The 21,263-nt window shown below is 70.9% G+C and carries 24 protein-coding genes; 10 read left to right on the forward strand and 14 right to left on the reverse strand.

Annotation, left to right across the window (positions count from 1 at the left end; genetic code table 11):
• Window positions 1-62: 62 nt before the first annotated feature.
• From cysD to K4G59_RS10715, 3 genes are all read left to right on the forward strand, one after another.
• Window positions 63-977 (forward strand): sulfate adenylyltransferase subunit CysD, encoded by a 915-nt coding sequence (cysD, locus tag K4G59_RS10705; protein ID WP_231250970.1) that lies wholly within the window; start codon window positions 63-65, stop codon window positions 975-977.
• The gene (locus tag K4G59_RS10710; protein ID WP_231250971.1) at window positions 977-2,278 is read left to right on the forward strand and encodes a sulfate adenylyltransferase subunit 1; all 1,302 of its coding nucleotides are present in this window, start codon (window positions 977-979) and stop codon (window positions 2,276-2,278) included. The genes cysD and K4G59_RS10710 overlap by 1 nt, the downstream gene beginning before the upstream one ends.
• A gap of 186 nt (window positions 2,279-2,464) precedes the next feature.
• A complete protein-coding gene (locus tag K4G59_RS10715) occupies window positions 2,465-3,823 on the forward strand; it encodes a helix-turn-helix domain-containing protein (protein WP_231250972.1) in 1,359 nt (452 codons plus the stop codon).
• Window positions 3,824-3,841: 18 nt separating this feature from the next.
• Here the strand turns inward: K4G59_RS10715 and K4G59_RS20125 are convergent, their stop codons facing one another.
• The 8 genes from K4G59_RS20125 to K4G59_RS10750 form a co-directional block, all read right to left on the reverse strand.
• On the reverse strand, window positions 3,842-3,964 hold the full coding sequence (locus K4G59_RS20125; RefSeq protein WP_269209956.1) for a hypothetical protein: 123 nt from the start codon (window positions 3,962-3,964) through the stop codon (window positions 3,842-3,844).
• A 296-nt stretch (window positions 3,965-4,260) separates the two neighbouring features.
• Complete coding sequence (locus K4G59_RS10720) at window positions 4,261-5,739, reverse strand: sensor histidine kinase (RefSeq protein WP_231250974.1); 1,479 nt, start codon at window positions 5,737-5,739, stop codon at window positions 4,261-4,263.
• Window positions 5,740-5,836: 97 nt separating this feature from the next.
• Entirely contained in the window at window positions 5,837-7,321 is a 1,485-nt protein-coding gene (locus tag K4G59_RS10725) for a sensor histidine kinase (protein WP_231250975.1), read from the reverse strand.
• Window positions 7,322-7,455: 134 nt separating this feature from the next.
• The gene (locus K4G59_RS10730; protein ID WP_231250977.1) at window positions 7,456-7,773 is read right to left on the reverse strand and encodes a DUF1416 domain-containing protein; all 318 of its coding nucleotides are present in this window, start codon (window positions 7,771-7,773) and stop codon (window positions 7,456-7,458) included.
• 1 nt (window position 7,774) lies between these two features.
• Window positions 7,775-8,623: a sulfurtransferase gene (locus K4G59_RS10735; protein WP_231250978.1), complete on the reverse strand. Its 849-nt coding sequence runs from the start codon at window positions 8,621-8,623 to the stop codon at window positions 7,775-7,777.
• Window positions 8,624-8,657: 34 nt separating this feature from the next.
• Window positions 8,658-9,134 carry a DUF4395 domain-containing protein gene (locus K4G59_RS10740; protein WP_231250980.1) on the reverse strand — a complete coding sequence of 159 codons (477 nt, stop codon included), beginning with the start codon at window positions 9,132-9,134 and terminating at the stop codon, window positions 8,658-8,660.
• Window positions 9,135-9,411: 277 nt separating this feature from the next.
• Window positions 9,412-9,876, reverse strand: coding sequence for a TlpA family protein disulfide reductase (locus tag K4G59_RS10745; protein ID WP_231250982.1), 465 nt, complete (start codon window positions 9,874-9,876; stop codon window positions 9,412-9,414).
• Window positions 9,877-9,918: 42 nt separating this feature from the next.
• Window positions 9,919-10,203: a MerR family transcriptional regulator gene (locus tag K4G59_RS10750; protein ID WP_231250984.1), complete on the reverse strand. Its 285-nt coding sequence runs from the start codon at window positions 10,201-10,203 to the stop codon at window positions 9,919-9,921.
• A 141-nt stretch (window positions 10,204-10,344) separates the two neighbouring features.
• Between K4G59_RS10750 and K4G59_RS10755 the strand changes: the two genes are divergently transcribed.
• Window positions 10,345-10,773, forward strand: a complete 429-nt coding sequence (locus K4G59_RS10755) for an Hsp20/alpha crystallin family protein (protein WP_231250985.1) — start codon at window positions 10,345-10,347, stop codon at window positions 10,771-10,773.
• 77 nt (window positions 10,774-10,850) lie between these two features.
• Here the strand turns inward: K4G59_RS10755 and K4G59_RS10760 are convergent, their stop codons facing one another.
• Window positions 10,851-11,147 carry a MoaD/ThiS family protein gene (locus K4G59_RS10760; RefSeq protein ID WP_231250987.1) on the reverse strand — a complete coding sequence of 99 codons (297 nt, stop codon included), beginning with the start codon at window positions 11,145-11,147 and terminating at the stop codon, window positions 10,851-10,853.
• A 43-nt stretch (window positions 11,148-11,190) separates the two neighbouring features.
• Here K4G59_RS10760 and K4G59_RS10765 point away from each other — a divergent pair, with 43 nt between their 5' ends.
• On the forward strand, window positions 11,191-11,922 hold the full coding sequence (locus tag K4G59_RS10765; protein ID WP_231250989.1) for a winged helix-turn-helix transcriptional regulator: 732 nt from the start codon (window positions 11,191-11,193) through the stop codon (window positions 11,920-11,922).
• Between the two features lie 33 nt (window positions 11,923-11,955).
• Entirely contained in the window at window positions 11,956-12,768 is an 813-nt protein-coding gene (gene mshD, locus K4G59_RS10770; RefSeq protein WP_231250991.1) for a mycothiol synthase, read from the forward strand.
• On the opposite strand, the gene ygfZ is transcribed toward mshD, so the two are convergent.
• From ygfZ to K4G59_RS10785, 3 genes are all read right to left on the reverse strand, one after another.
• Window positions 12,769-13,716 (reverse strand): CAF17-like 4Fe-4S cluster assembly/insertion protein YgfZ, encoded by a 948-nt coding sequence (ygfZ, locus tag K4G59_RS10775; RefSeq protein ID WP_231250992.1) that lies wholly within the window; start codon window positions 13,714-13,716, stop codon window positions 12,769-12,771.
• Between the two features lie 65 nt (window positions 13,717-13,781).
• Window positions 13,782-14,246 (reverse strand): Fur family transcriptional regulator, encoded by a 465-nt coding sequence (locus tag K4G59_RS10780; protein ID WP_231250993.1) that lies wholly within the window; start codon window positions 14,244-14,246, stop codon window positions 13,782-13,784.
• Window positions 14,247-14,253: 7 nt separating this feature from the next.
• Window positions 14,254-14,748, reverse strand: a complete 495-nt coding sequence (locus tag K4G59_RS10785) for a heme-binding beta-barrel domain-containing protein (RefSeq protein WP_231250995.1) — start codon at window positions 14,746-14,748, stop codon at window positions 14,254-14,256.
• A 23-nt stretch (window positions 14,749-14,771) separates the two neighbouring features.
• Between K4G59_RS10785 and K4G59_RS10790 the strand changes: the two genes are divergently transcribed.
• The 4 genes from K4G59_RS10790 (at window position 14,772) to K4G59_RS10805 (ending at window position 19,083) form a co-directional block, all read left to right on the forward strand.
• Window positions 14,772-15,134 carry a DsrE family protein gene (locus tag K4G59_RS10790; protein WP_231250997.1) on the forward strand — a complete coding sequence of 121 codons (363 nt, stop codon included), beginning with the start codon at window positions 14,772-14,774 and terminating at the stop codon, window positions 15,132-15,134.
• Window positions 15,135-15,180: 46 nt separating this feature from the next.
• Window positions 15,181-17,358, forward strand: a complete 2,178-nt coding sequence (locus tag K4G59_RS10795; protein ID WP_231250998.1) for an RNA degradosome polyphosphate kinase — start codon at window positions 15,181-15,183, stop codon at window positions 17,356-17,358.
• Between the two features lie 106 nt (window positions 17,359-17,464).
• Window positions 17,465-18,082: a DUF47 domain-containing protein gene (locus K4G59_RS10800; RefSeq protein ID WP_231251000.1), complete on the forward strand. Its 618-nt coding sequence runs from the start codon at window positions 17,465-17,467 to the stop codon at window positions 18,080-18,082.
• A gap of 5 nt (window positions 18,083-18,087) precedes the next feature.
• Window positions 18,088-19,083 (forward strand): inorganic phosphate transporter, encoded by a 996-nt coding sequence (locus K4G59_RS10805; protein ID WP_231251002.1) that lies wholly within the window; start codon window positions 18,088-18,090, stop codon window positions 19,081-19,083.
• A gap of 183 nt (window positions 19,084-19,266) precedes the next feature.
• Here the strand turns inward: K4G59_RS10805 and K4G59_RS10810 are convergent, their stop codons facing one another.
• Both K4G59_RS10810 and pstB read right to left on the reverse strand, forming a co-directional pair.
• Window positions 19,267-20,142 (reverse strand): hypothetical protein, encoded by an 876-nt coding sequence (locus K4G59_RS10810; RefSeq protein ID WP_231251004.1) that lies wholly within the window; start codon window positions 20,140-20,142, stop codon window positions 19,267-19,269.
• A 307-nt stretch (window positions 20,143-20,449) separates the two neighbouring features.
• On the reverse strand, window positions 20,450-21,220 hold the full coding sequence (gene pstB, locus K4G59_RS10815) for a phosphate ABC transporter ATP-binding protein PstB (protein ID WP_231251095.1): 771 nt from the start codon (window positions 21,218-21,220) through the stop codon (window positions 20,450-20,452).
• Between the last annotated feature and the right edge of the window lie 43 nt (window positions 21,221-21,263).

The following is a 21,263-nucleotide window of genomic DNA, read 5'->3' on the forward strand; positions in this document are numbered from 1 at the left end:
ACCGAGGGGAGCGCCGTCGCTACGATGGTCGCTGCTGTCCCTAGAGAGGTCCTTGCCACGTCATGACCAACACCCACGTCGACTACCAGCTGAGTCAGCTGGACCAGCTCGAGGCAGAGTCGATCCACATCTTCCGTGAGGTCGCCGCCGAGTTCGAGAAGCCGGTCCTGATGTTCTCCGGTGGCAAGGACTCCATCGTCATGCTCCGCCTCGCGGAGAAGGCGTTCTTCCCGTCCAAGCTCCCCTTCCCGCTGCTCCAGGTCGACACCGGCCTGGACTTCGACGAGGTGCTCTCCACGCGTGACTCGTGGGTCGAGCGGCTCGGCGCGCGGATGATCGTCGCCACGATCGACGAGGCGATCGCCGCCGGTCACGTGGTCGACGACGGCAAGACCAGCCGCAACCGGATGCAGATCGGCACGCTGCTCGGCGCCATCGAGGAGCACGGCTTCACCGCCGCCTTCGGTGGGGGGCGCCGCGACGAGGAGAAGGCCCGCGCCAAGGAGCGCGTCTACTCCCACCGCGACGACTTCGGCCAGTGGGACCCCAAGATGCAGCGCCCCGAGCTGTGGAGCCTCTACAACGGACGCATCCACGCCGGGGAGCACATGCGGATCTTCCCGCTGTCCAACTGGACCGAGCTCGACATCTGGCACTACATCCACCGCGAGCAGATCGAGATCCCCTCGATCTACTTCGCGCACGAGCGCGAGGTCATCGAGCGCGACGGCATGCTGCTCTCGCTCGGTCCGGAGATCCAGCCCAAGGGCAACGAGCAGGTCGAGAAGAAGATGGTGCGCTTCCGCACCGTGGGTGACCGCACCCAGACCGGCTGCGTCGAGTCCCGTGCCACCGACACCGCCGCCATCATCGACGAGATCGCCATCGCGCGCGTGACCGAGCGTGGTGCCACCCGTGGCGACGACCGGTTCTCCGAGGCCGCCATGGAAGACCGCAAGAAGGAAGGCTACTTCTGATGGCCAGCACCCCCCAGACCTCTGACTCCCACACCATGGCCCAGGGCGGGATGGACCTGCTCCGCTTCGCGACCGCCGGCTCGGTCGACGACGGCAAGTCCACCCTCATCGGGCGCCTGCTCCTCGACTCGAAGTCGATCTTCGAGGACCAGCTCGAGGCGGTGGAGTCGACGAGCGTGTCCAAGGGCTACGACTACACCGACCTGGCACTGCTGACCGACGGCCTGCGCTCCGAGCGCGAGCAGGGCATCACCATCGACGTGGCCTACCGCTACTTCGCCACGCCCACGCGCAAGTTCATCATCGCCGACACCCCCGGCCACATCCAGTACACCCGCAACATGGTCACCGGCGCCTCGACCGCCGACCTCGGCCTCGTGCTGGTCGACGCCCGGCAGGGCCTCACCGAGCAGTCGCGCCGCCACGCGGTGCTGCTGTCGCTGCTCCGGGTCCCGCACCTCGTGCTCGCGATCAACAAGATGGACCTCGTCGACTGGTCGGAGGAGGTCTACGAGAAGATCCACCGCGAGTTCACGACCTTCGCGACGAAGCTCAACATCCCCGACCTCGAGGTCATCCCGATCTCGGCGCTGCAGGGTGACAACGTCGTCAACCGCTCCGAGAACACCCCGTGGTACTCCGGTCCCACGCTCATGCACCACCTCGAGCACGTCCACGTCGCGTCCGACCGCGACCTGGTCGACACCCGCTTCCCCGTGCAGTACGTCATCCGCCCCAAGTCCGACGCCTACCACGACTTCCGTGGCTATGCCGGTCAGGTGGCCGGCGGCGTGCTGAAGAAGGGCGACGAGGTCGTCGTGCTCCCCAGCGGCATGCCGTCGAAGATCGCCAAGGTCGAGCTCTTCGACCAGGAGGTCGCCGAGGCCTTCCCGCCCATGAGCGTCACGGTGCACCTCGAGGACGACGTCGACGTCTCGCGCGGCGACATGATCGCCAGGCCGAAGAACGCGCCCAAGCCCAGCCAGGACATCGACGCGATGATCTGCTGGATGACCAACGAGCCGCTCAAGCCGCGGCAGAAGCTGGCCATCAAGCACACCACCCGCACGGGGCGCGCGATGGTCAAGGACATCCAGTACCGCCTGGACGTCAACTCGCTGCACCGTGACCAGGACACGAAGGAGCTCGGTCTCAACGAGATCGGCCGCGTCCAGCTGCGCACCACGGTGCCGCTGCTGTGCGACCCGTACTCCAAGAACCGCACCACGGGCTCGTTCATCCTCATCGACGAGGCCACCGGCGTGACCGTCGGCGCGGGGATGATCAACAGCGGCAGCTGATCCTCGACGCTGGTGGAGGGACGGGCTCAGCGCCTGTCGCGGAACCAACGCTCACGAGGCCCCGACCACCCGGTCGGGGCCTCGTCGCGTCGTGCGCCAGCTCACCCAATTGAAAATGTGAGAACCACGGCCCCGCGCTTGCCCGAAATCGACACCTGAGTGGCAAACGTGGCGCACAATGACCCCATGGACGCGCGTCATGCCGAGATGCTGGGCCGCACCGACCGCGAGGCGCTGGGTCGCCGGCTCCGGTCCGCACGCCAGGCACGGGGTCTCACCCAGGGGCAGGTCGCGGGCGACCTGATGTCGGTGGCCTACCTCTCCCGCATCGAGAGCGGCCACCGCCGCCCCACCGCGCCTGCGCTCGAGACCCTCGCGGAGCGCCTCGGCGTCACCGTCGACTCCCTGCTGGGCGAGCCCGAGCGCCACGTGGTCGACCAGATCCGCCTCGCCCTCGACTATGCCGAGCTCTCCTTGGAGTCCGGGCAGCCCGAGGACGCCGAGCGCCACCTGCAGCAGGCGCTGGACACCTTGGCCACCTCACGCACGGCCGGGCTCCGCGAGCGCGCGCGCCTGCTCCACGCCCGTGCCCTCGAGGCCACCCACCGCGAGGACGACGCCGTCATCGAGCTCGAGTCGGTCATCGACGACCGGTCCGCCGACGGGCTGACCCGGATCAAGGCCGGCATCGCCCTGAGCCGCATCTACCGCGAGACCGGCGACCTGGGTCGCGCCATCGAGTGCGGCGAGCGGGTCATGTCCGACGTGGAGGAGGCCGGGCTCGAGTCCTGCGACGAGGCGGTCCAGCTCGCGGTCACCGTTGCCGCCGCACACTTCGAGCGCGGCGACACCGCCCACGCCGTACGCCTGTGCCGCAAGGCCATCACCAGGGCCGAGTCGCTCGGGTCGCCCCGAGCGCGCGCCTCGGCCTACTGGAACGCCAGCGTCATGCAGGCCAACCGCGGCGATGTGAGCGCGGCCGTGCCCCTCGCGGAGCGCGCGCTGGCGCTGCTCGGCGAGGGCCAGGACGCCCGCAACCTCGCCCGCCTGCGCACCGAGGTCGGACGACTCCAGCTCGAGCTGGACCCGCCGGCCATCGACGAGGCGCGCCACAACCTCGAGCAGGCGGCGGCGGAGATGGAGTGGAGCAGCGCCTCCCCCGTCGACCGCGCGTGGACGCTGCTGGGGCTTGCGCGCGTGGGCTTCCTGGCCGGGGACCTCGCCGGGAGCCGTGCCCTCGTGGCGCAGGTGCACACCACCGCCGACGGGAACGCCCCGCTGGCCGAGGCCGAGGCGCTGACCCTCGAGGGCAGGACGTACGCCGCCGAGGGCGCGACCGAGCTCGCCGCACGGTCCTACCAGGCCGCGGTCCTCCGGCTCTCAGCCATCGGTGCCGACCAGGGCGCGGCACAGCTGTGGTTCGACCTCGCCGACCTCCTCGAGGGCGTCGGGCTGGCCGATCAGGCGCTGGACGCCTACCGCCGTGCCGCGGCGTCGACCGGGCTGCGGGCTCGGGTCACCTCGACGACCCTCGCCCGCAGCTGATCCTCAGGTCACTCGGGATCAGCAGCACCACACGTTGCGCATCTGCTGCTTGGCGGGCGCGGCCTCGGCCGGCGCGGAGAGACCGATCATGCCGATCAGGGCGATCGAGGCGACGAGGATGCGGGGGGCCTTGCGGATCATGGTGTCTCCAGGGGCTAGGTGTGCTGGGTGGGGTTGTGGCAGGCGTCCCGAGCCCCTGCCGGAGAAATCTTGTCAAAGCTGGTGCTGAGTGTCGTCCCGTTTGGCAAAGTTGGGCAAGTGCGATGACAAATCACGTGAGACGCATCGCACCAGCCCTGCGGGAACCCACCCCTGCGGGACACGTGCCGGACCCCACCCGGACACCGCCCGGACCCCCTGCCCCGGCAGGGGGTCCCCGCGCGTCCGGGCGCGCAGGGTCTCACGCAGCCCGCGTCGGGGACGGCCTGCAGGAAGGGTCAGCGCGGCAGGGCCACCCGCACGGTGGTGCCGGCTCCGGGGGCGCTGTCGAGCGACACCTCGCCGGCGTGGGCCTCGACGATGGTGCGCACGGTGTGCAACCCGAGGCCCGCGCCGGGCACCCGGAGGCGACGGGAGTTGGCGCCGCGGAAGAAGCGGGTGAAGACGTCGGCCACGTCGAGGAGGTCGATGCCGACACCCTCGTCGACGACGGTGAGCACGACCTGGCCCCGGTCCTCCGACAGGGTGACGCGGACCAGGTCGCCGGCCCGGCTGTAGGCGATGGCGTTGGCGAGCAGGTTGTCGAGCACCTGCCGCAGGCGCATGCCGTCGGCCACGGCCACCAGCGAGGATGGCCCGTGCCACTCCACGCGCACCCCGGATCCCGACGCGTCGAGACCGGCGGCCTCGACCGCCTCGGTGAGCACCGCGGCGACGTCGAGACGGTAGGGGTCGACGACCGACGACCCGGCCGACACGCGGGCGGCGAGGAGCAGGTCGGCGACCAGGTGGGACAGCCGCAGCATGTTGCGCCGGGCGGCGCCCACCTGCTGGTGCCCCTCGGCCGTGACGTCGCCGGAGTCGTCGAGCAGCTCGAGGTAGGCGAGCGCGGAGGTCAGCGGCGTACGGAGCTCGTGGGACACGGTCGCGACGAAGTCGTCCTTGGCCCGCACCGCCCGCAGCAGGTCGGTGACGTCCTGGTGGGCCACCACGGCGCCGGAGAGTCGTCCGAATCGGTCACGGACCGGACGTGCGGAGACCGACAGGGCGCGCCGGGAGTCCGGGTCCTCCCCGACCCACAGCAGCACGTCGTCGAACTGCTCGCCCCGCGCGGCTCGCACCGTCGGCAGCTCGTCGACGGGCAGCCGGCGCAGGTCGAGGTCGTAGGCGAACGCGCCGGGGCCCGCGTGGCCGTCGTGCCCGCGTGGGTAGACCAGGTCGAGGATGTCCGAGAGTCGGTTGTTGAAGGCGAGGTAGGCGCCGTCGGCGTCGACCTGGAGCAGGCCGACGGCCACCGACTCGAAGAGGGCCTCGGTGCGTCGCTGCTCCGCCTCCACCGCGGCCTCGGCCGCGTCGAGCCGCTCGACGAACGCGTGCCGCTCGGTGATGTCGGCGACCTGGAAGATGAAGTGGACCGGTGAGCCGTCCGGTGCTCGCAGCAACGCCACCGACAGGTCGCCGATCACGACGGCACCGTCGGCGCGGATGAAGCGCTTGGTGATCCGGTAGGAGCTGATGTCTCCCGCTATCGTCCGGTGGAGCAGCCGGAGGTCGCTCGCGAGGTCGTCGGAGTGGGTGACCGACTGGACGTCGAGGGTGGCGAGCACGTCGGGCTCGTGGCCGAGCATGTCGCACAGCGCTGCGTTGACGGTGAGGAACGCCCCGGCGGGAGAGACGATCGCCATGCCGACGGGCGAGTGCTCCATGGTCAGTCGCCACAGGTCCTCCGTTTCGGCCAGATGGGTCTGTGCCGTCACGCAACCCTCCTTCGCACGCACCGCCGGGATGCTCACCGTACGAGTGGGCGCACTCCGCACTCGTCCACTTGGCGAAACAGTGGCAGAACTGAGGGAATCAGCAGGGCAGGCCGACGCGCACCGTGGTGCCCACGCCGAGGTCGCTCTCGACGTGGATCTCGCCCCCGTGGGCCTCGATGATGGACCGCGCGATACGGAGTCCGCGGCCGGCGGTCGGGAGCCGCTCCCGCTCGGTGTCCTGCTCGACGAACAGGCCGCTGCCGAAGAGCACCGCGCCGTCCCGGTCGGCCACACCGGCTCCGTCGTCGACCACCGACAGCGCGACGTGGCGCCCCCGGTCCGTGAGCGCCGCCTCGACCCGCACCTCGTCCTCGGCGGACGCGACGGCGTGGGCGAGGAGGTTGTCGATCGCGTGCCGCAGCTGCATCCCGTCGCCGACCACCGGCATCTCCTCGGGCAACCGTGCCACCAGGTGTACGTCCTTGCCCGCCGCGTCGACCTCCGCTGCCGCCAAGGACTCCCGGAGGAGCGCCGCCAGGTCGATGCGGTAGCGATCGGCCGTGGGCGTCCCGGTGGTGGCGCGTGCGGCGTAGATGAGGTCGTTGACCAGCATCGCGAGACGTCGGGAGTTGCGGCGTACGGCCCCGAGGTGCTGGCGGACGTCGTCGCTCAGGCCGGGTGAGTCCTCGACCAGCTCGAGGTAGGCCAGCGCAGCGGTGAGGGGCGTACGCAGCTCGTGCGACACCGCCGCGACGAAGGACTCCTTGACCTGCGTCGCGCGCACGAGGTCGGTGATGTCCGTGCAGGCCACGGCCGACCCCACGGTGGCCCCCGTCCGGTCGCGCACGGGCCGGGCCGTGACGGACAACGCCCGCCGGTGACGCGGCTCCGCGCCGATCCACACGACCGCGTCCTCGAAGGGCTCGCCGGCCGCCGCCCGGGTCGACGGCATCTCCTCGGCCTCGAGGGGGCGGCTCTGGTCCTCGGTGAAGACCAGGCCGGTCTGGCCCGCAGCCCCGCCGTACCCGTCGGGAAACGCGATGGCCATCATCTCGCGCTGGCGACGATTGAGCGCCACGGTGTTGCCGACCGCGTCGAAGAGCAGCAGCCCCGCGTCCACCGCCTCGAAGACCGCCTCGGCCCTGATGCGTGTCTGCTCGATCTCCTCCTCCGCAGCGTCGAGGCGCTGCTCCAGGGCGTGACGCCCCGACAGGTCGACGACCTGGGCGATGATGTGGAGCGGCTGACCGTCGTCGTCGCGCAGCAGCGCGACCGACACGTCGCCGAGGACCGCGCTGCCGTCGGCGCGTAGGCAGCGCTTGACCATCCGGAACGACCCGACCTCGCCGATGAGCATCTCGCGCACCGACTTCACGACCAGCTCGAGGTCGTCGGGGTGGGTCACGGCATGGAAGGTGAGGCTGGTGATCGCCTCGACGTCCTGGCCGAGCATCTCGCAGAGCGCGCGGTTGGCGGTCAGGAAGACCCCCTCGGTGGACAGCAGCGCCATGCCCACCGGCGAGTGCTCCATCGTCAGGCGCCAGAGGTCGCCCGAGTCGCGCACATCCGTCACGGACGCCATCACGCCCTCCTCTCCCCGTGCAACGACGGTAAGCGGCCGGACGGCACCGCTGTTGTTCCTGCGGGAGAACTGCGTGAAATCTGACGAACCGCCCCGCACGTGTCGTGGGGGGCGGTTCGTCGTCGAGCTCGGGGTCAGGCGCTGACGAGCACCTGCACCTCGGCCACGGACCCGGTCGCCGCGACGACGCGGGTGTCCACCGGCTGCGCCTTCGGTGCGAGGGTGCGCAGCGTCCACTCACCGTCACCGGCGAAGAAGCGGAAGTGCCCGGTGGCCGAGGTCGGGACCTCGGCGGTGAACTCGCCGGAGCGGTCGAGCAGCCTCACGTACGCGCCTGCGACCGGCTCGCTCTCCTCACCGGCACCCGCACGCAGGACCTGGCCCTGGATCACGGCCTCCCTGGCCACGTTGACGCCGTCGAGCGACAGCCCGCCCTCGGTCGCGCCGCACATCTCAGGCCTTCCCGGGCTCGTCGCCGAGGGCGACGGGGACGCCGACGAGGGAGCCGTACTCGGTCCACGAGCCGTCGTAGTTCTTCACGTTGTCGTGGCCGAGCAGCTCCTTGAGCACGAACCACGTGTGCGAGGAGCGCTCACCGATGCGGCACAGCGCGATCGTGTCCTTGGAGTCGTCGAGGCCGGCCGCGCCGTAGATCTCACGCAGCTCGTCGTCGGACTTGAAGGTGCCGTCGTCGTTGGCCGCCTTGCTCCACGGCACGTTGATCGACGTCGGGACGTGGCCGGCGCGCTGGGCCTGCTCCTGCGGGAGGTGGGCCGGGGCGAGGAGGCGTCCGGCGTACTCGTCGGGGCTGCGCACGTCGACCAGGTTCTGGGTGCCGATGGCCGCCACCGTCTCGTCGCGGAAGGCGCGGATGGAGTGGTCCTGCTCGGTGGCGGTGTACGACGTCTGCGCGCGGTCGGGCAGGTCGGCGGTCAGCTCGCGCGAGTCGAGCTCCCACTTCTTGCGGCCGCCGTCGAGGAGCTTGACGGACCGGTGGCCGTAGAGCTTGAAGTACCAGTAGGCGTAGGCGGCGAACCAGTTGTTGTTGCCGCCGTAGAGCACGACGGTGTCGTTGTTGGACACACCGCGCTCGGACAGCAGCGCCTCGAACTGCTCCTTGCTGACGAAGTCGCGACGGACCTGGTCCTGGAGGTCGGTGGTCCAGTCGAGCTTGATGGCGCCACGGATGTGGCCCTTGTCGTAGGCGGTGGTGTCCTCGTCGACCTCGACGAGGACGATGCCGTCAGTGTCGAGGTTGTCCTCGACCCACTGGGCGGTGACGAGCGAGTTCTCGCGGCTCATGGTGGTGTGCTCCTTGTGGTGGAAGTTCGGGCGATCAGGCGGTGGCGATGAAGCGGCGGACGAGCAGGTAGACCTCGCATCCCAGGCAGAAGGCGAAGAGGGCGTTGAGCAGGGCGGCGACCAGCGCGAGGCCGACCGCGACCTGCCCGAGCACCGTCGCGCCCGCCAGGAGCGCGACCAGGCCGACGAGGGCGAAGGCCAGGCCGACGGCCTGGGCGAAGCGCGGGGGCTCCGGCGCCTCCCACTCGGTGGGCGGGGCCAGCCGTGGACGAACGAGGGTGCGGAACAGCCACGCGTGCGGCGTGGCCTGCACCCCGCGAACCGCGCCGACGGCGAACAGCGCGGCCTGGACCGCGAGCAGGACGACGTTCACGGGCGACGGCAGCAGCAGCACCGCCACCAGCACGACGGCGGTCAGGGCCGCCGCGAGCTGGGGGCTGCGCGGGTCGATGGCGCCGTCCGGACGACCGGTGACGGTCGTGGTGGAGCGGGGCGTGGCGGTGGTGGACATGTCTCTCCCGGGGGTGGTCGGCGCGGCACGAGGCCAGGCGCGCTGGGGGAACCCAGCGCCGAGTCCCACCGGAGCAGGCCTCCCGGACGGGAGACGACTGCGCTCAGGTCAACGGCGGGACGTCACGACATTCGACACAGCGCCGAGCGCACGCGGCAGTGGTCCACTGCGCGGCGCTTGGTGAGCATGGTCGACGACATGGCCACGACAGTAGGCCGTTCTCGACGGGTCCCGAACGTTGGTCTCATGATGTGGTCCTTGTATCCATATCGTGAGATCAGACCCGCGCCAGAGCGCTCAGCACCTGGTCGCGCGACGGGGCGCCCGTGGCGCGGGTGACCTCGGTGCCGGTGGCATCGAGCACCACCGTCGTGGGCGTTCGGAGGATCCCGAGGGCGCGCGTGGCGTCCAGGTGGTGCTCGGCGTCGACCTCGACGTGGCGTACGCCCTCGACCAGGTCGGTGACCTCGGACAGCACCCGCCGCGTGGCTCGGCAGGGAGCGCAGAAGGCGCTGGAGAACTGCAGCAGGGTGGCACGCTCACCCAGCTGCTCGCCCATCGCCGCGACGAGCTCTGCGCCCGGAGCTCTCGTGACAGGACGTCGTCCTTCCTCGACCAACGGTGGGTCCGGCTGGCGTACGACGTGCGTGCCGCGGAAGCGGCCGTCGGTCGCGAGCCGCCAGAGGCCGACGACCAGGGCGAGCGCGACGGCGCCCACCGCGATCCATGCTCCCGTGCTCATGACGGTCCCAACGCCGCGTGGTGCCTCGCGTGTTCCCGAGCCTCAGGACCGATCGCGCGCCCGCGCCAGACGGGATCGCAGTCGCTGGTTCTCCTCCTCGAGCTCCAGGACGGCCGCGATGCCCGCGAGGTTGAGCCCCGCGGCGAGCAGGTCGCGGATGCGGTGCAGCCGCTCGATGTCCTCGGCGCTGTAGAGGCGCGTGCCGCCGGACGTGCGGTCCGGGGCGAGAAGCCCACGACGCTCGTAGACCCGGAGGTTCTGCACCTGCATCGAGGTCATCTCGGCCGCGACCGAGATCGCGAAGACCCCTGCCTCCCGTGCCGCCACCGTCGACTCCTCCCAACTTTCTCGCTTGGAGGTCTTGATTCTGCCTGATCTCTGGAATATAAGAAACCTATACCGTGTGTTATAGATCAGAGGCACTCACGCAGGGCCTCGACCGATCCCAGAACCAGGAGGAAGACCGCCATGCTGATCCGCAACGCCGACCCGTTCCGTGAGTTCGACCGGCTCACCCAGCAGCTCATGGGCACCACCAACCGACCCGTCGTCATGCCGATGGACGCATGGCGCGAGGGCGACCGCTTCGTCCTCGAGTTCGACCTGCCCGGGGTCAGCCCCGACTCGGTCGACCTCGACGTGGAGCGCAACGTCCTGACCATCCGCGCCGAGCGCGTGGCGCAGAACAACGGTGACTGGCAGATGCTCGCCTCCGAGCGGCCACGGGGTGCGTTCAGCCGCCAGCTCGTGCTCGGCGACAACCTCGACCTCGACCACATCGACGCGTCCTACAGCGACGGCGTGCTCCGGCTCGTCGTACCGGTCGCGGAGAAGGCGAAGCCGCGCAAGATCGAGCTCCGCACCGACGGCGACTCGCGCCAGGCGATCGAGGCCTGAGCCCTCGCGGGGGGAGGGCGAACGGGCCTCGGGAACACGCTTCCCGGGGCCCGTCGTCATGCGAGCGGTCGAACGGCTCAGCCGCCTGCGAAGGGGGGCAGCAGCTCGACCACCGAGCCGGGCGGCACGACCACGGTCGCGGGGTCCTGGGACCGCACCGGCCGGTCCCCGACGAGCACCGAGCAGACGCCCACGGTGCGAGCCATCCGGTCGCCGGGGTGCCGCTCGAGCACCCGGCGCACCAGCTCGGCGAGGGCGAGCGCTCCGTCGACCTCGAAGGTGTCCTCGGCGGTCCCCGCGGCCGCCCGTGCCCCCGCCCAGTAGCGCACCGTCACCGTCTCAGGTCCCTGGACTCGCCCGTCAGCGTCGCTCATGCGGGATATCCTTGCTCATCCCGGCACGAGGAGGGCCCCCGCCATGAGCACACTGCTGCTGCTCACGAGCGCGCTCCAGCCGTCGGCCGAGGTGCTGCCCGGCCTGGCCCTGCTGGCGCACACGGTGAAGATCGTGCCCGCACAGGGCAGTGCGCTGCTCGACGCGCCGGACGCCGACCTGGTGCTCGTCGACGGCCGCCAGGACCTGGCCGCGGCTCGCGACCTGTGCCGCCTGATCCGCACCACCGGCGCCGACGCACCGGTCCTGCTCGTCGTCACCGAGGGCGGTCTCGCTGTCGTCGCCCACGACTGGGGCATGGACGACGTGGTGCTCCACACCTGCGGCCCGGCCGAGCTCGACGCCCGGATCCGCCTGGCCATCGGCCGCGCCGGGGCGGCGTCGCCCGACGACCCCAGCGCCCACGTGATCCACCGCGGGGAGGTCGTCGTGGACGACGCCACCTACACCGCCCGCATCGGCGGCCGCCCGCTCGACCTCACCTACAAGGAGTTCGAGCTCCTCAAGTACCTCGCCCAGCATCCCGGCCGCGTCTTCAGCCGCGAGCAGCTGCTGCAGGAGGTCTGGGGCTACGACTACTTCGGCGGCACCCGCACCGTCGACGTCCACGTGCGCCGCCTGCGCGCCAAGCTCGGCACCGAGCACGAGCACCACATCGGCACGGTCCGCAACGTCGGCTACCGCTTCGTCGTCCCCTCCCGCGACAAGGACACCGAGGAGCAGCCCCGCTCCTCGCGCTCGACCTCCGACGCCTGAGCCGGTCTCCGGGGCGGGGCTAGGGTTCGGGGCGTGGACGAGGTCGCCGAAGTCATCCGGATCGCCGAGGCGGCAGGTGCCGCCGACGGTGCATCACCGCTCGACGAGGCGGCCCGGATGGCGCTCACCGACGGCACCGCGGCCGTGATGGTCCGCGACGGAGGCTTCGCGCTGGTCCACGACGGCGACCTGAGCCTGGCGGTGCACCCCGACCACCGCAGGCGCGGCGTCGCGACCGCGCTGCTGCAGGAGACGGCGTACGCCGACGCGCGCACGGCCTGGTCCCACGGCAACCACCCGGCCGCGGCCCGGCTCGCGGCGGGGCACGGCTGGGAGCGGGTGCGGGACCTGTGGGTCATGCGCCGCGACGCGCACCTCGGACTTCTCCCGCTGGAGCCGCCGTCGGGGGTCACGATCCGCGCCTACCGCGACGCCGACGCGGAGGCGGTCGTGGCGGTCAACGCCACCGCGTTCGCGCAGCACCCGGAGCAGGGCGCCATGGACGCCGACAACCTGGCCCGGCGGATGGCCGAGCCGTGGTTCGACCCGGCCGGACTGCTCATCGCCGAGGACGCGTCGGGCGTGCTGGGCTTCCACTGGACCAAGCAGCACGACGCGCGGCTCGGCGAGGTCTACGTCGTGGGCGTCGCGCCGGCGGCCCAGGGTCGCGGGCTCGGCCGCGTGCTGACCCTCGCCGGGCTGCACCACCTCGCCGGTCTCGGTGTGGACGAGGTGCTGCTCTACGTCGAGTCGGACAACGCGCCGGCCGTCAGCGTCTACTCACGCCTCGGCTTCACCCACGCGGACGTCGACACCCACGTGCAGTACACCCGCACCGACCGCTGACTAGCGCAGCGGGCGCACGTGCAGCCCGACCTCGGGGTCGACGACGACCTCCTGGGCGGCGGGCATCTCGTCGACGGTGAGGGTCGCGTCGACCGGGACGTTGCGCTTCACGAGCGCGAGCGCGATCGGGCCGAGCTCGTGGTGTCGGGCGCTCGAGCCGACGAACCCGATGTCGCGGCCCTCGTACGACACCGGCGACCCCGCAGCGGGGAGGCGGTTCTCCGACCCGTCGAGGTGGAGCAGCGCCAGCCGTCGCGGCGGCCGGCCGAGGGTGTGCACGCGCGCGACCGTCTCCTGCCCGCGGTAGCACCCCTTCTCGAGGTGCACCGCCGGACCGATCCAGCCGACCTCGTTGGGGATCGTGCGGTGGTCGGTGTCGATGCCCAGGCGCGGCTCGCCGCGCTCGATCCGCAGCGCCTCGAAGGCCCACAGGCCAGCGGCGGGCTCGGCAGCGTCGGCGTACGCCGCCATGCGCTCGCGCGGGACGAGGTCGTAGCGTCCGCCCGTCCGTGACGGAGCCTCACCCGGGCGCCACATGACGGCCAGGTCGTCGACCAGCGCGATCTCGACACGGGTCATGAACTTCATCCGCTCCAGCCACTCCACCAGGGCGGCTCCGGCGCCGGGCTCGGTGTGGGCGGTGAAGGACTCACCGTCGTCGACGCCGGCGAAGGCGTGCTCGACGTGCCCCTGCGGGCTGAGCACCAGGGCCTGGGTCCACACGCCGGGCGCGAGGCCCTCGAAGTACTGGGTGGTGAGGCTGTGCAGCCAGCTCAGGCGGTCCGGACCGGAGATCCGCAGGACGTCGCGGTGCGACAGGTCCACGAATCCCTCGCCACGGGCCAGGCTGCGCTGCTCGGTGTTGAAGGAGCCGTAGTGCGCGGCGACCGGAGCGTCGATGCCGTCACCGGCGACGGCTCCGGGAAGGGCGAGGAAGGGGCTGGCCATGCCTCGAGTCTAGGTCGCGGCCCCGCGCTTGCCGGTTTCCCCGGCCACCCGGGGAAACTGGAGCTTCACCCCCGAAGTCTCGCACTGGAGGCTTCAGTTTCCCCGGGTGCCCGGGGATCCTCCGAGGCGCAGTCCGCGCAGAGCCCGAAGATCGCGAGGTGCCCGACATCGACGGTGAAGCCGTCCTCGCCCAGCGCGGCGACGAGCGGGGCAACGACCGCGGGGTCGTAGGAGCGTACGGCGTGGCAGCGGCGGCAGACCGCGTGGACGTGCTCGTGCTCGCGGGTCGAGTGGTAGGTCGGGGCGCGGTCGCTGAGATGGGTGTGGCGCACCAGGCCGAGCTCCTCGAGGACCTCGAGGGTGCGGTAGACGGTCGAGGCGTTGACCGAGCTGACCTGGCTGCGCACGTGGGCGAGCACCTCGTCCGGTGTGGCGTGCCCGAGCTCCTCGACGGCGCGCAGGATCAGCTGCCGCTGAGGGGTGAGGCGCAGCCCCTGCTTGCGCAGCCGGGCGGCGAGGTCGTCGCTCATCGGGGGCTCACGCCCGCTGGAGGCGGGCCCAGGTGTGGGGCTGGAGGTCCTGGCCGACCGCGGCCATGTCGTAGGCGTAGAGGAGGTCGCCCTCGACGTTGCCGTACATGCGCGACCCGCCGGTGACCTCCTTCGCAGTCTCCGTGAAGGACACCCCGGCGGTGTGCATCTCGAGCTTGCCGCCCTCGGCTGCGCCGTACCAGACCTCGGAGAAGCCGATGTTGTGTGCCAGGAGCAGCTCGACCTTGCCCGGCTCGGGGCAGCGCAGGAAGCCGGTCTCCATGGCGGCGTCGCGGACGAACTCGCCGTCCTCGTCGACGATCCACGCGCGCGACATGTAGTGGAAGAACGGTCGGCCGTCGTGGGTGAAGATCAGCTCCTGGCCGAAGTGGAACTTCTCGATCGTCGGGTAGTCGCCGTGACCGTTGCCGCGCCAGGTGCCGAGCAGCCACGCCACGGGGCCGCAGTTGGGGTGGAGGTTGTCCGGCAGCTCGAAAGGCATGGACGTCACTCTAATGTGAGGCCATGGCTCGAGCACTCGTCGTCAAGGTCACCTGCGGCGCCGAGGACCCCGAGCGCCTCAACCAGGGCTTCACCGTCGCTGCCGCAGCAGCCGCAGCCGGTGCCCACGTCTCGCTCTGGCTGACCGGCGAGGCCGCGTGGTTCGGCCTACCGGGTCGGGCCGAGGAGTTCCTCCTCGACCTCGCCACGCCGCTGGACCAGCTGATGGCCGCGGTGCAGACCAGCGGGACGGTCACCGTCTGCTCGCAGTGCGCGGCGCGGCGCGGGATCGTCGAAGGCGACCTGCGCGAGGGCATGACCATCGCCGGCGCGGCCGTGTTCGCCGAGCAGGTGCTCGGCGAGGGTGTCCAGGCGCTGGTCTACTGACGCGTTGGTCATCCCGCGTTCACCCACCGGTGCCAGACTTGGACCCATGAACGACCCGGCCACCCTCACCAGCGCTGCCTCACCGTCGGTCGACGAAGGTCCGGTGGCCGAGCCCTTCGGCCACCCCACGGACACCTTCGACGTCGAGCCGCCCTACACGCCCGACGCCGCCGCCATCGAGGCCGTGGAGAAGTACGACGACCGGTTCATCGATCGCGAGATCTCCTGGGTGCACTTCAACCAGCGGGTCCTCGAGCTCGCCGAGGACCCGGACCTGCCGCTGCTCGAGCGGGCCCGCTTCCTCGCGATCTTCGCCAGCAACCTCGACGAGTTCTTCATGGTCCGCGTCGCGGGCCTCAAGCGCCGGATCGCCGCCGGCGTCGCCGTACGCGCAGCCAGCGGGCTGATGCCGCGCGAACAGCTCGAGCAGCTCTGGACCAGCAGCCGCGACCTGATGGAGCGCCACGCCCGGGCGCTCGTCGACCTCCTGCCGGAGCTCGGCGGGCACGGCATCGAGATCCTGCGCTGGTCCGAGCTCGACCGCGAGGAGCAGAAGGTCTGCAAGAAGCTCTTCAAGGACCGGATCTTCCCCGTCCTCACGCCGCTCGCCGTCGACCCGGCCCACCCGTTCCCCTACATCTCCGGGCTCTCGCTCAACCTCGCGGTCGTCGTGCGCCACCCCGAGACCGGCACCGAGCACTTCGCGCGGGTCAAGGTGCCGCCGACCTTCGGTCGCTTCGTCGGCCTGGGCAACCAGCGCTTCGTCCCCATCGAGGACGTTATCGGCGAGCACCTCAAGAAGCTCTTCCCCGGCATGGACGTGCTCGGCGCCCACACCTTCCGGGTCACCCGCAACGAGGACCTCGAGGTCGAGGAGGACGACGCCGAGAACCTCCTCAAGGCGCTCGAGAAGGAGCTCCAGCGGCGCCGCTTCGGCCCGCCCGTGCGCCTCGAGGTCGAGCAGTCGATGGACCCCAAGGTCCTGGACCTCCTGGTCTCCGAGCTCGGCGTGGGGCGTGACGAGGTCGTCTCGCTGCCCGGGCCCCTCGACCTCACCGGCCTGCACTCCATCGCCGACCTGCCGCGCGACGACCTCAAGTACGCCGCGTTCCTGCCGACCACGCACCCGAGCCTGGCCGAGGTCGAGTCGTCCTCCCCCGTCGACGTCTTCGACTCGGTGGCGCGCCACGACGTGCTGCTGCACCACCCCTACGACTCGTTCGCCACGTCCGTCCAGCGCTTCCTCGAGCAGGCCGCCGCCGACCCGCACGTCCTGGCGATCAAGCAGACCCTCTACCGCACCTCCGGCGACAGCCCGATCATCGAGGCGCTCATCGACGCCGCCGAGGCCGGCAAGCAGGTGCTGGTCATCGTCGAGATCAAGGCGCGCTTCGACGAGCAGGCCAACATCCGCTGGGCCCGCAAGCTCGAGCAGGCCGGCTGCCACGTCGTCTACGGCCTCGTCGGCCTCAAGACCCACTGCAAGCTGTCGATGGTGGTGCGTGACGAGCCCGACGGCATCCGCCGCTACGTCCACCTCGGCACGGGCAACTACAACCCGAAGACCGCCCGCGTCTACGAGGACCTCGGCCTGCTCACCGCCAACCCGGAGATCGGCGAGGACGTCGCGCTGCTCTTCAACAACCTCTCGGGCATCAGCCGCAACCGGACCTACGACCACCTCCTCGTCGCACCGCACAGCGTGCGCGAGGGGCTCATCGCCCAGATCCACCAGGAGATCGCCCACCACCAGGCCGGCCGGCCCGCCGGGATCCGGATCAAGGCGAACTCGGTGGTCGACGAGGCGGTGATCGACGCGCTCTACCTCGCCTCGCAGGAGGGCGTGCGCGTCGAGCTGGTGATCCGCGGCATCTGCGCGCTGCGACCCGGCGTACCCGGCCTGTCGGAGACCGTGCGGGTGCGCTCGATCCTGGGCAGGTTCCTCGAGCACAGCCGGGTGTTCTGGTTCGACAACGGTGGCGAGCCGGCGGCGTGGATCGGCTCGGCCGACATGATGCACCGCAACCTCGACCGCCGCGTGGAGGTGCTCGTACGCCTGCGCGACCCGCACGTGGTCGACCAGGTGGGGGCACTGCTCGACCTGTCGCTCGACCCGGGCACCACCGGGTGGGAGCTGGGCTCGGACGGCGAGTGGCGCCTCCAGGTCGGAGAGCGCCACCTCCACGACGAGCTGATCGCCCGGCAGCGCAGCCGCCGCCGCTGAGCGCCGCGTCACACCTGCCCGGCGACGTACGCCGCAACTTGCGTCGGAAGGCCGCCGACCCCCTAGCATGAACCACGGTTCATCCGCCCCCCGTTCGGAGTTCACCGTGCGTTTGAAGTTCCGCCCTGTCGACAGCTCGTTCTACGACCTCTTCAGCGAGGCAGCCAACCACCTCGTCGTCGGCTCCCAGCTCCTCAACGAGATGCTGTCGGTCGGCAGCTCCAAGGCCGAGGTCGCCCAGCGCATGCGCGAGGCCGAGCACGCCGCGGACGAGACCACCCACTCGATCATCCGGCGCGTGAACAGCACCTTCGTCACGCCCTTCGACCGCGAGGACATCTACGCCCTCGCCTCGGCGCTCGACGACGTCATGGACATGATGGACGAGGCCGTCGACCTGGTCCTCCTCTACGAGGTGACCTCGCTGCCGCCGGAGACCACCCAGCAGGTCGAGGTCCTCCAGCGCTGCGCCGAGCTCACCGCCGCGGCGATGCCGTCGCTGGAGACGATGGGCAAGCTCGACGAGTACTGGATCGAGATCAACCGGCTCGAGAACACCGGCGACAAGTCCTACCGCCGCATCCTCGCCGACCTCTTCAGCGGTGAGCTCGAGGCGCTCGAGGTGATGAAGCTCAAGGACGTCGTGGAGTCCCTCGAGGGGGCGATCGACGCCTTCGAGAAGGTCGCCAACATCGTGGAGCAGATCGCCGTCAAGGAGTCGTAAGCCTGATGGAGATCGGGATCATCATCGCGGTCGTCGTCGTCGCCCTGGTGTTCGACTACACCAACGGCTTCCACGACGCCGCCAACGCCATCGCGACGTCCGTCTCGACGGGCGCCCTCAAGCCGCGCGTCGCGCTGGCCATGGCCGCCGTCATGAACTTCGTCGGCGCCTTCCTCGGCCAGAAGGTCGCCCAGACCGTCTCGGAGACGATCGACCCCGGCACCGGGAGCCATGCGCTCGTGATCGTGATGTGCGGCCTCCTCGGCGCCATCACCTGGAACCTGATCACCTGGTACTACGGCCTGCCGTCGTCGTCCTCGCACGCCCTCATCGGCGGCCTCGTCGGCTCCGCGGTCGCCGCGGGCGCCACGGCCAACTGGGGCGTCGTGCTGGAGAAGGTCGTCATCCCGATGCTCCTCTCCCCGCTGGTCGCCTTCTCCCTCGGCTTCGCGGTGATGGTGGCGATCATGTGGATCTTCCGCAACGCCAACCCCGGTCGCGCCAACCGGGGCTTCAAGATCGCTCAGACGATCTCCGCGGCTGCGATGGCGCTCGGCCACGGCCTCCAGGACGCTCAGAAGACGATGGGCGTGATCTTCCTGGCGTTGCTCGCCGGCGGCTACGTCGGTGCCGACGACCCGCTCCCGCTGTGGGTCATCATCGCCGCGGCCGCCGCGATCTCCGCCGGCACCTACTCCGGCGGCTGGCGCATCATGCGCACCCTCGGCCGTCGCATCATCCACCTCGACCCGCCCCGCGGCTTTGCGGCCGAGTCGGTGGCCGCGTCGGTGCTCTACTCGACGGCGTACGTCTTCGAGGCGCCGATCTCGACCACCCACACCATCACGTCCGCGGTCATGGGCGTCGGCGCGACCAAGCGCCTGTCCGCCGTGCGCTGGGGCGTGGCGAAGTCGATCCTCACCGCCTGGGTGCTGACCTTCCCGGCCGCCGGCTTCGCCGCCGCGGTCTGCTACTGGGTGGCGCGCCTCTTCCTGCCCTGAGGTCGGCCCTCGGGCTGACCGTCGCCTGCGTCATACGTTCCCGCACCTATCCGTGCGGGATCGTATGACGCTCGGGGCACCGGCCGGGGGCGGGTCTGCCTGCGTCATACGAAGGCGCACTCATGGGTGCGGCAACGCATGACGCTGAGCGGCGCCGACAGACCGAACCGGCGTACGCCGCCCTCACGCCGCTGGCCCCAGCCCCGACCAACCCGCCTCGACCAGCGCCCGCTCGATCTGGGCGAAGAACTCGTCGGCCGCGACACGGAGCCCGAGGACCGGGAGCCGGAGCACGGTGAGGTGGTCGAGCGTCACGTCGTTGTGGCGCAGGGCATCGGCGACGACTTCCTGCGCCAGCGCGTGCTGGATCCCGTCGACCTCGACGACCACGCCCCACTCCTCCCACACGACGTCCAGGTAGTGGCGACCGTCGGCACCGCGACGTACGACCTGACGCGTCGGCTCGGGGAAGCCCCGCCTTCGGCACTCGCGGGCGAAGTCGAGCTCGGCGAGGCTGTGCACGCCACCGAGCAGGTCCGTCACCAGGTCGGTGAGGAACGCCAGGCGGCGGTCCCGCTTCACCTGGAGCAACGCCTGCCCGATCCGATCGGCCGGCGCGATGCCCTGCTGGACGACCATGGTCATCAGGAGGGCGGCCTGGCGGTCACTCCGCGCCCACAGGGCACCGCGCACGGCGGCGACCTCCGGACGCGTCCGCGGCGTGCCTGCGCCCCCAGCGAGGTCGTCGACCCGCCACCGTCGCGTCTGGCGTACGTCGACGAGCGCGTCGCGGAACACCCGGGCGCCGCGCGGGACCGAGACCCGGTGTCGGTCGACGTCGAACCCGGTGAGGCCTGCCGCGACCAACGCCGAGGCGCCGTCCAGCCGGGCACGAGGACCACCCGACAGCTGGGCGGCCCACAGCTTCGTCTGGAGGGCCATCGGCCCGGTGTGCACGACCAGGACGTGCCGCCCGACGCGCTGCCACCGCCCCGCGCGGACGTTCGCACGGACCTCCGCCCTGCTGAGCCCGGCGGCGTACAGCTGGCGACGGGACACCGCCGACCCCTGGTCGCGCCCCAGGCGTTCGGCCCGCCGGCGTCTGGCGGCTCTCAGGGAGGCGGTGCGGGGCGTCCGTTCGGTCACCCCTCCACGGTCGGCGCGCGGCTCGTCGTACGCCACGAGGAGGCCGCGGACCTGTGGAACACCCTCGCTCGGCGGCGCCTGTGGAGGGTTGCTGGCCCGTCACCCCTGCCCGGCCCTGCCGAGCGTCATGCGAACCCGCACGGATGGGTGCGGGTTCGTATGACGCAGAGGCGGGCGGCAGACCGACCCCGACACACGAGCGCTGGGTACCCGGGACGACTCAGCCGAAGCGGCCGGAGATGTAGTCCTCGGTGCGCTTGTCGTTCGGGTTGGAGAAGATCGTCGAGGTGAGGTCGTACTCCACCAGCAGGCCGGTGCGGTTGCCAGTGGTCTCGTCCGGACGTGCGGTGAAGAACGCGGTGCGGTCCGAGACGCGGGCGGCCTGCTGCATGTTGTGGGTCACGACGATGATCGTGTACTCGTTGCGCAGCTCGAGCATGAGGTCCTCGACGCGCGCCGTGGCGATCGGGTCGAGCGCCGAGCACGGCTCGTCCATGAGGATCACGTCGGGCTTGGTGGCGATCGTCCGGGCGATGCAGAGGCGCTGCTGCTGACCACCGGAGAGGCCGTACGCCGACTGCTTGAGCTTGTCCTTGACCTCGTCCCAGAGCGCGGCGCCGCGCAGCGCCTCCTCGACCAGGTCGTCCATGTTGTCGACCTTCATGCCGGTGACCCGCGGGCCGTAGGCGATGTTGTCGTAGATGGACTTCGGGAACGGGTTGGGCTTCTGGAAGACCATGCCGATCTGGGTGCGCACGGCGATCGGGTCGACGTTCTTCTCGTAGATGTCCTGACCGTGGTAGAGCACGCCGCCCTCCACGTGGGCACCGGCAATCAGGTCGTTCATCCGGTTCAGGCAGCGCAGCACCGTGGACTTGCCGCAGCCCGAGGGCCCGATCATCGCGGTGATCTCATGACGGCCGTAGGCCAGGTTGACGTCGTGCACGGCGTGGAAGTCGCCGTAGAAGACGTTGAGGTCGCGCGTCTCCATCACGGGGTTCGTCGGCTGCGCGGGCAGACGGCGCTCACCGTCG

The sequence above is a fragment of the Nocardioides furvisabuli genome (genome assembly GCF_021083185.1).
Classification (GTDB): Bacteria; Actinomycetota; Actinomycetes; order Propionibacteriales; family Nocardioidaceae; genus Nocardioides; species Nocardioides furvisabuli.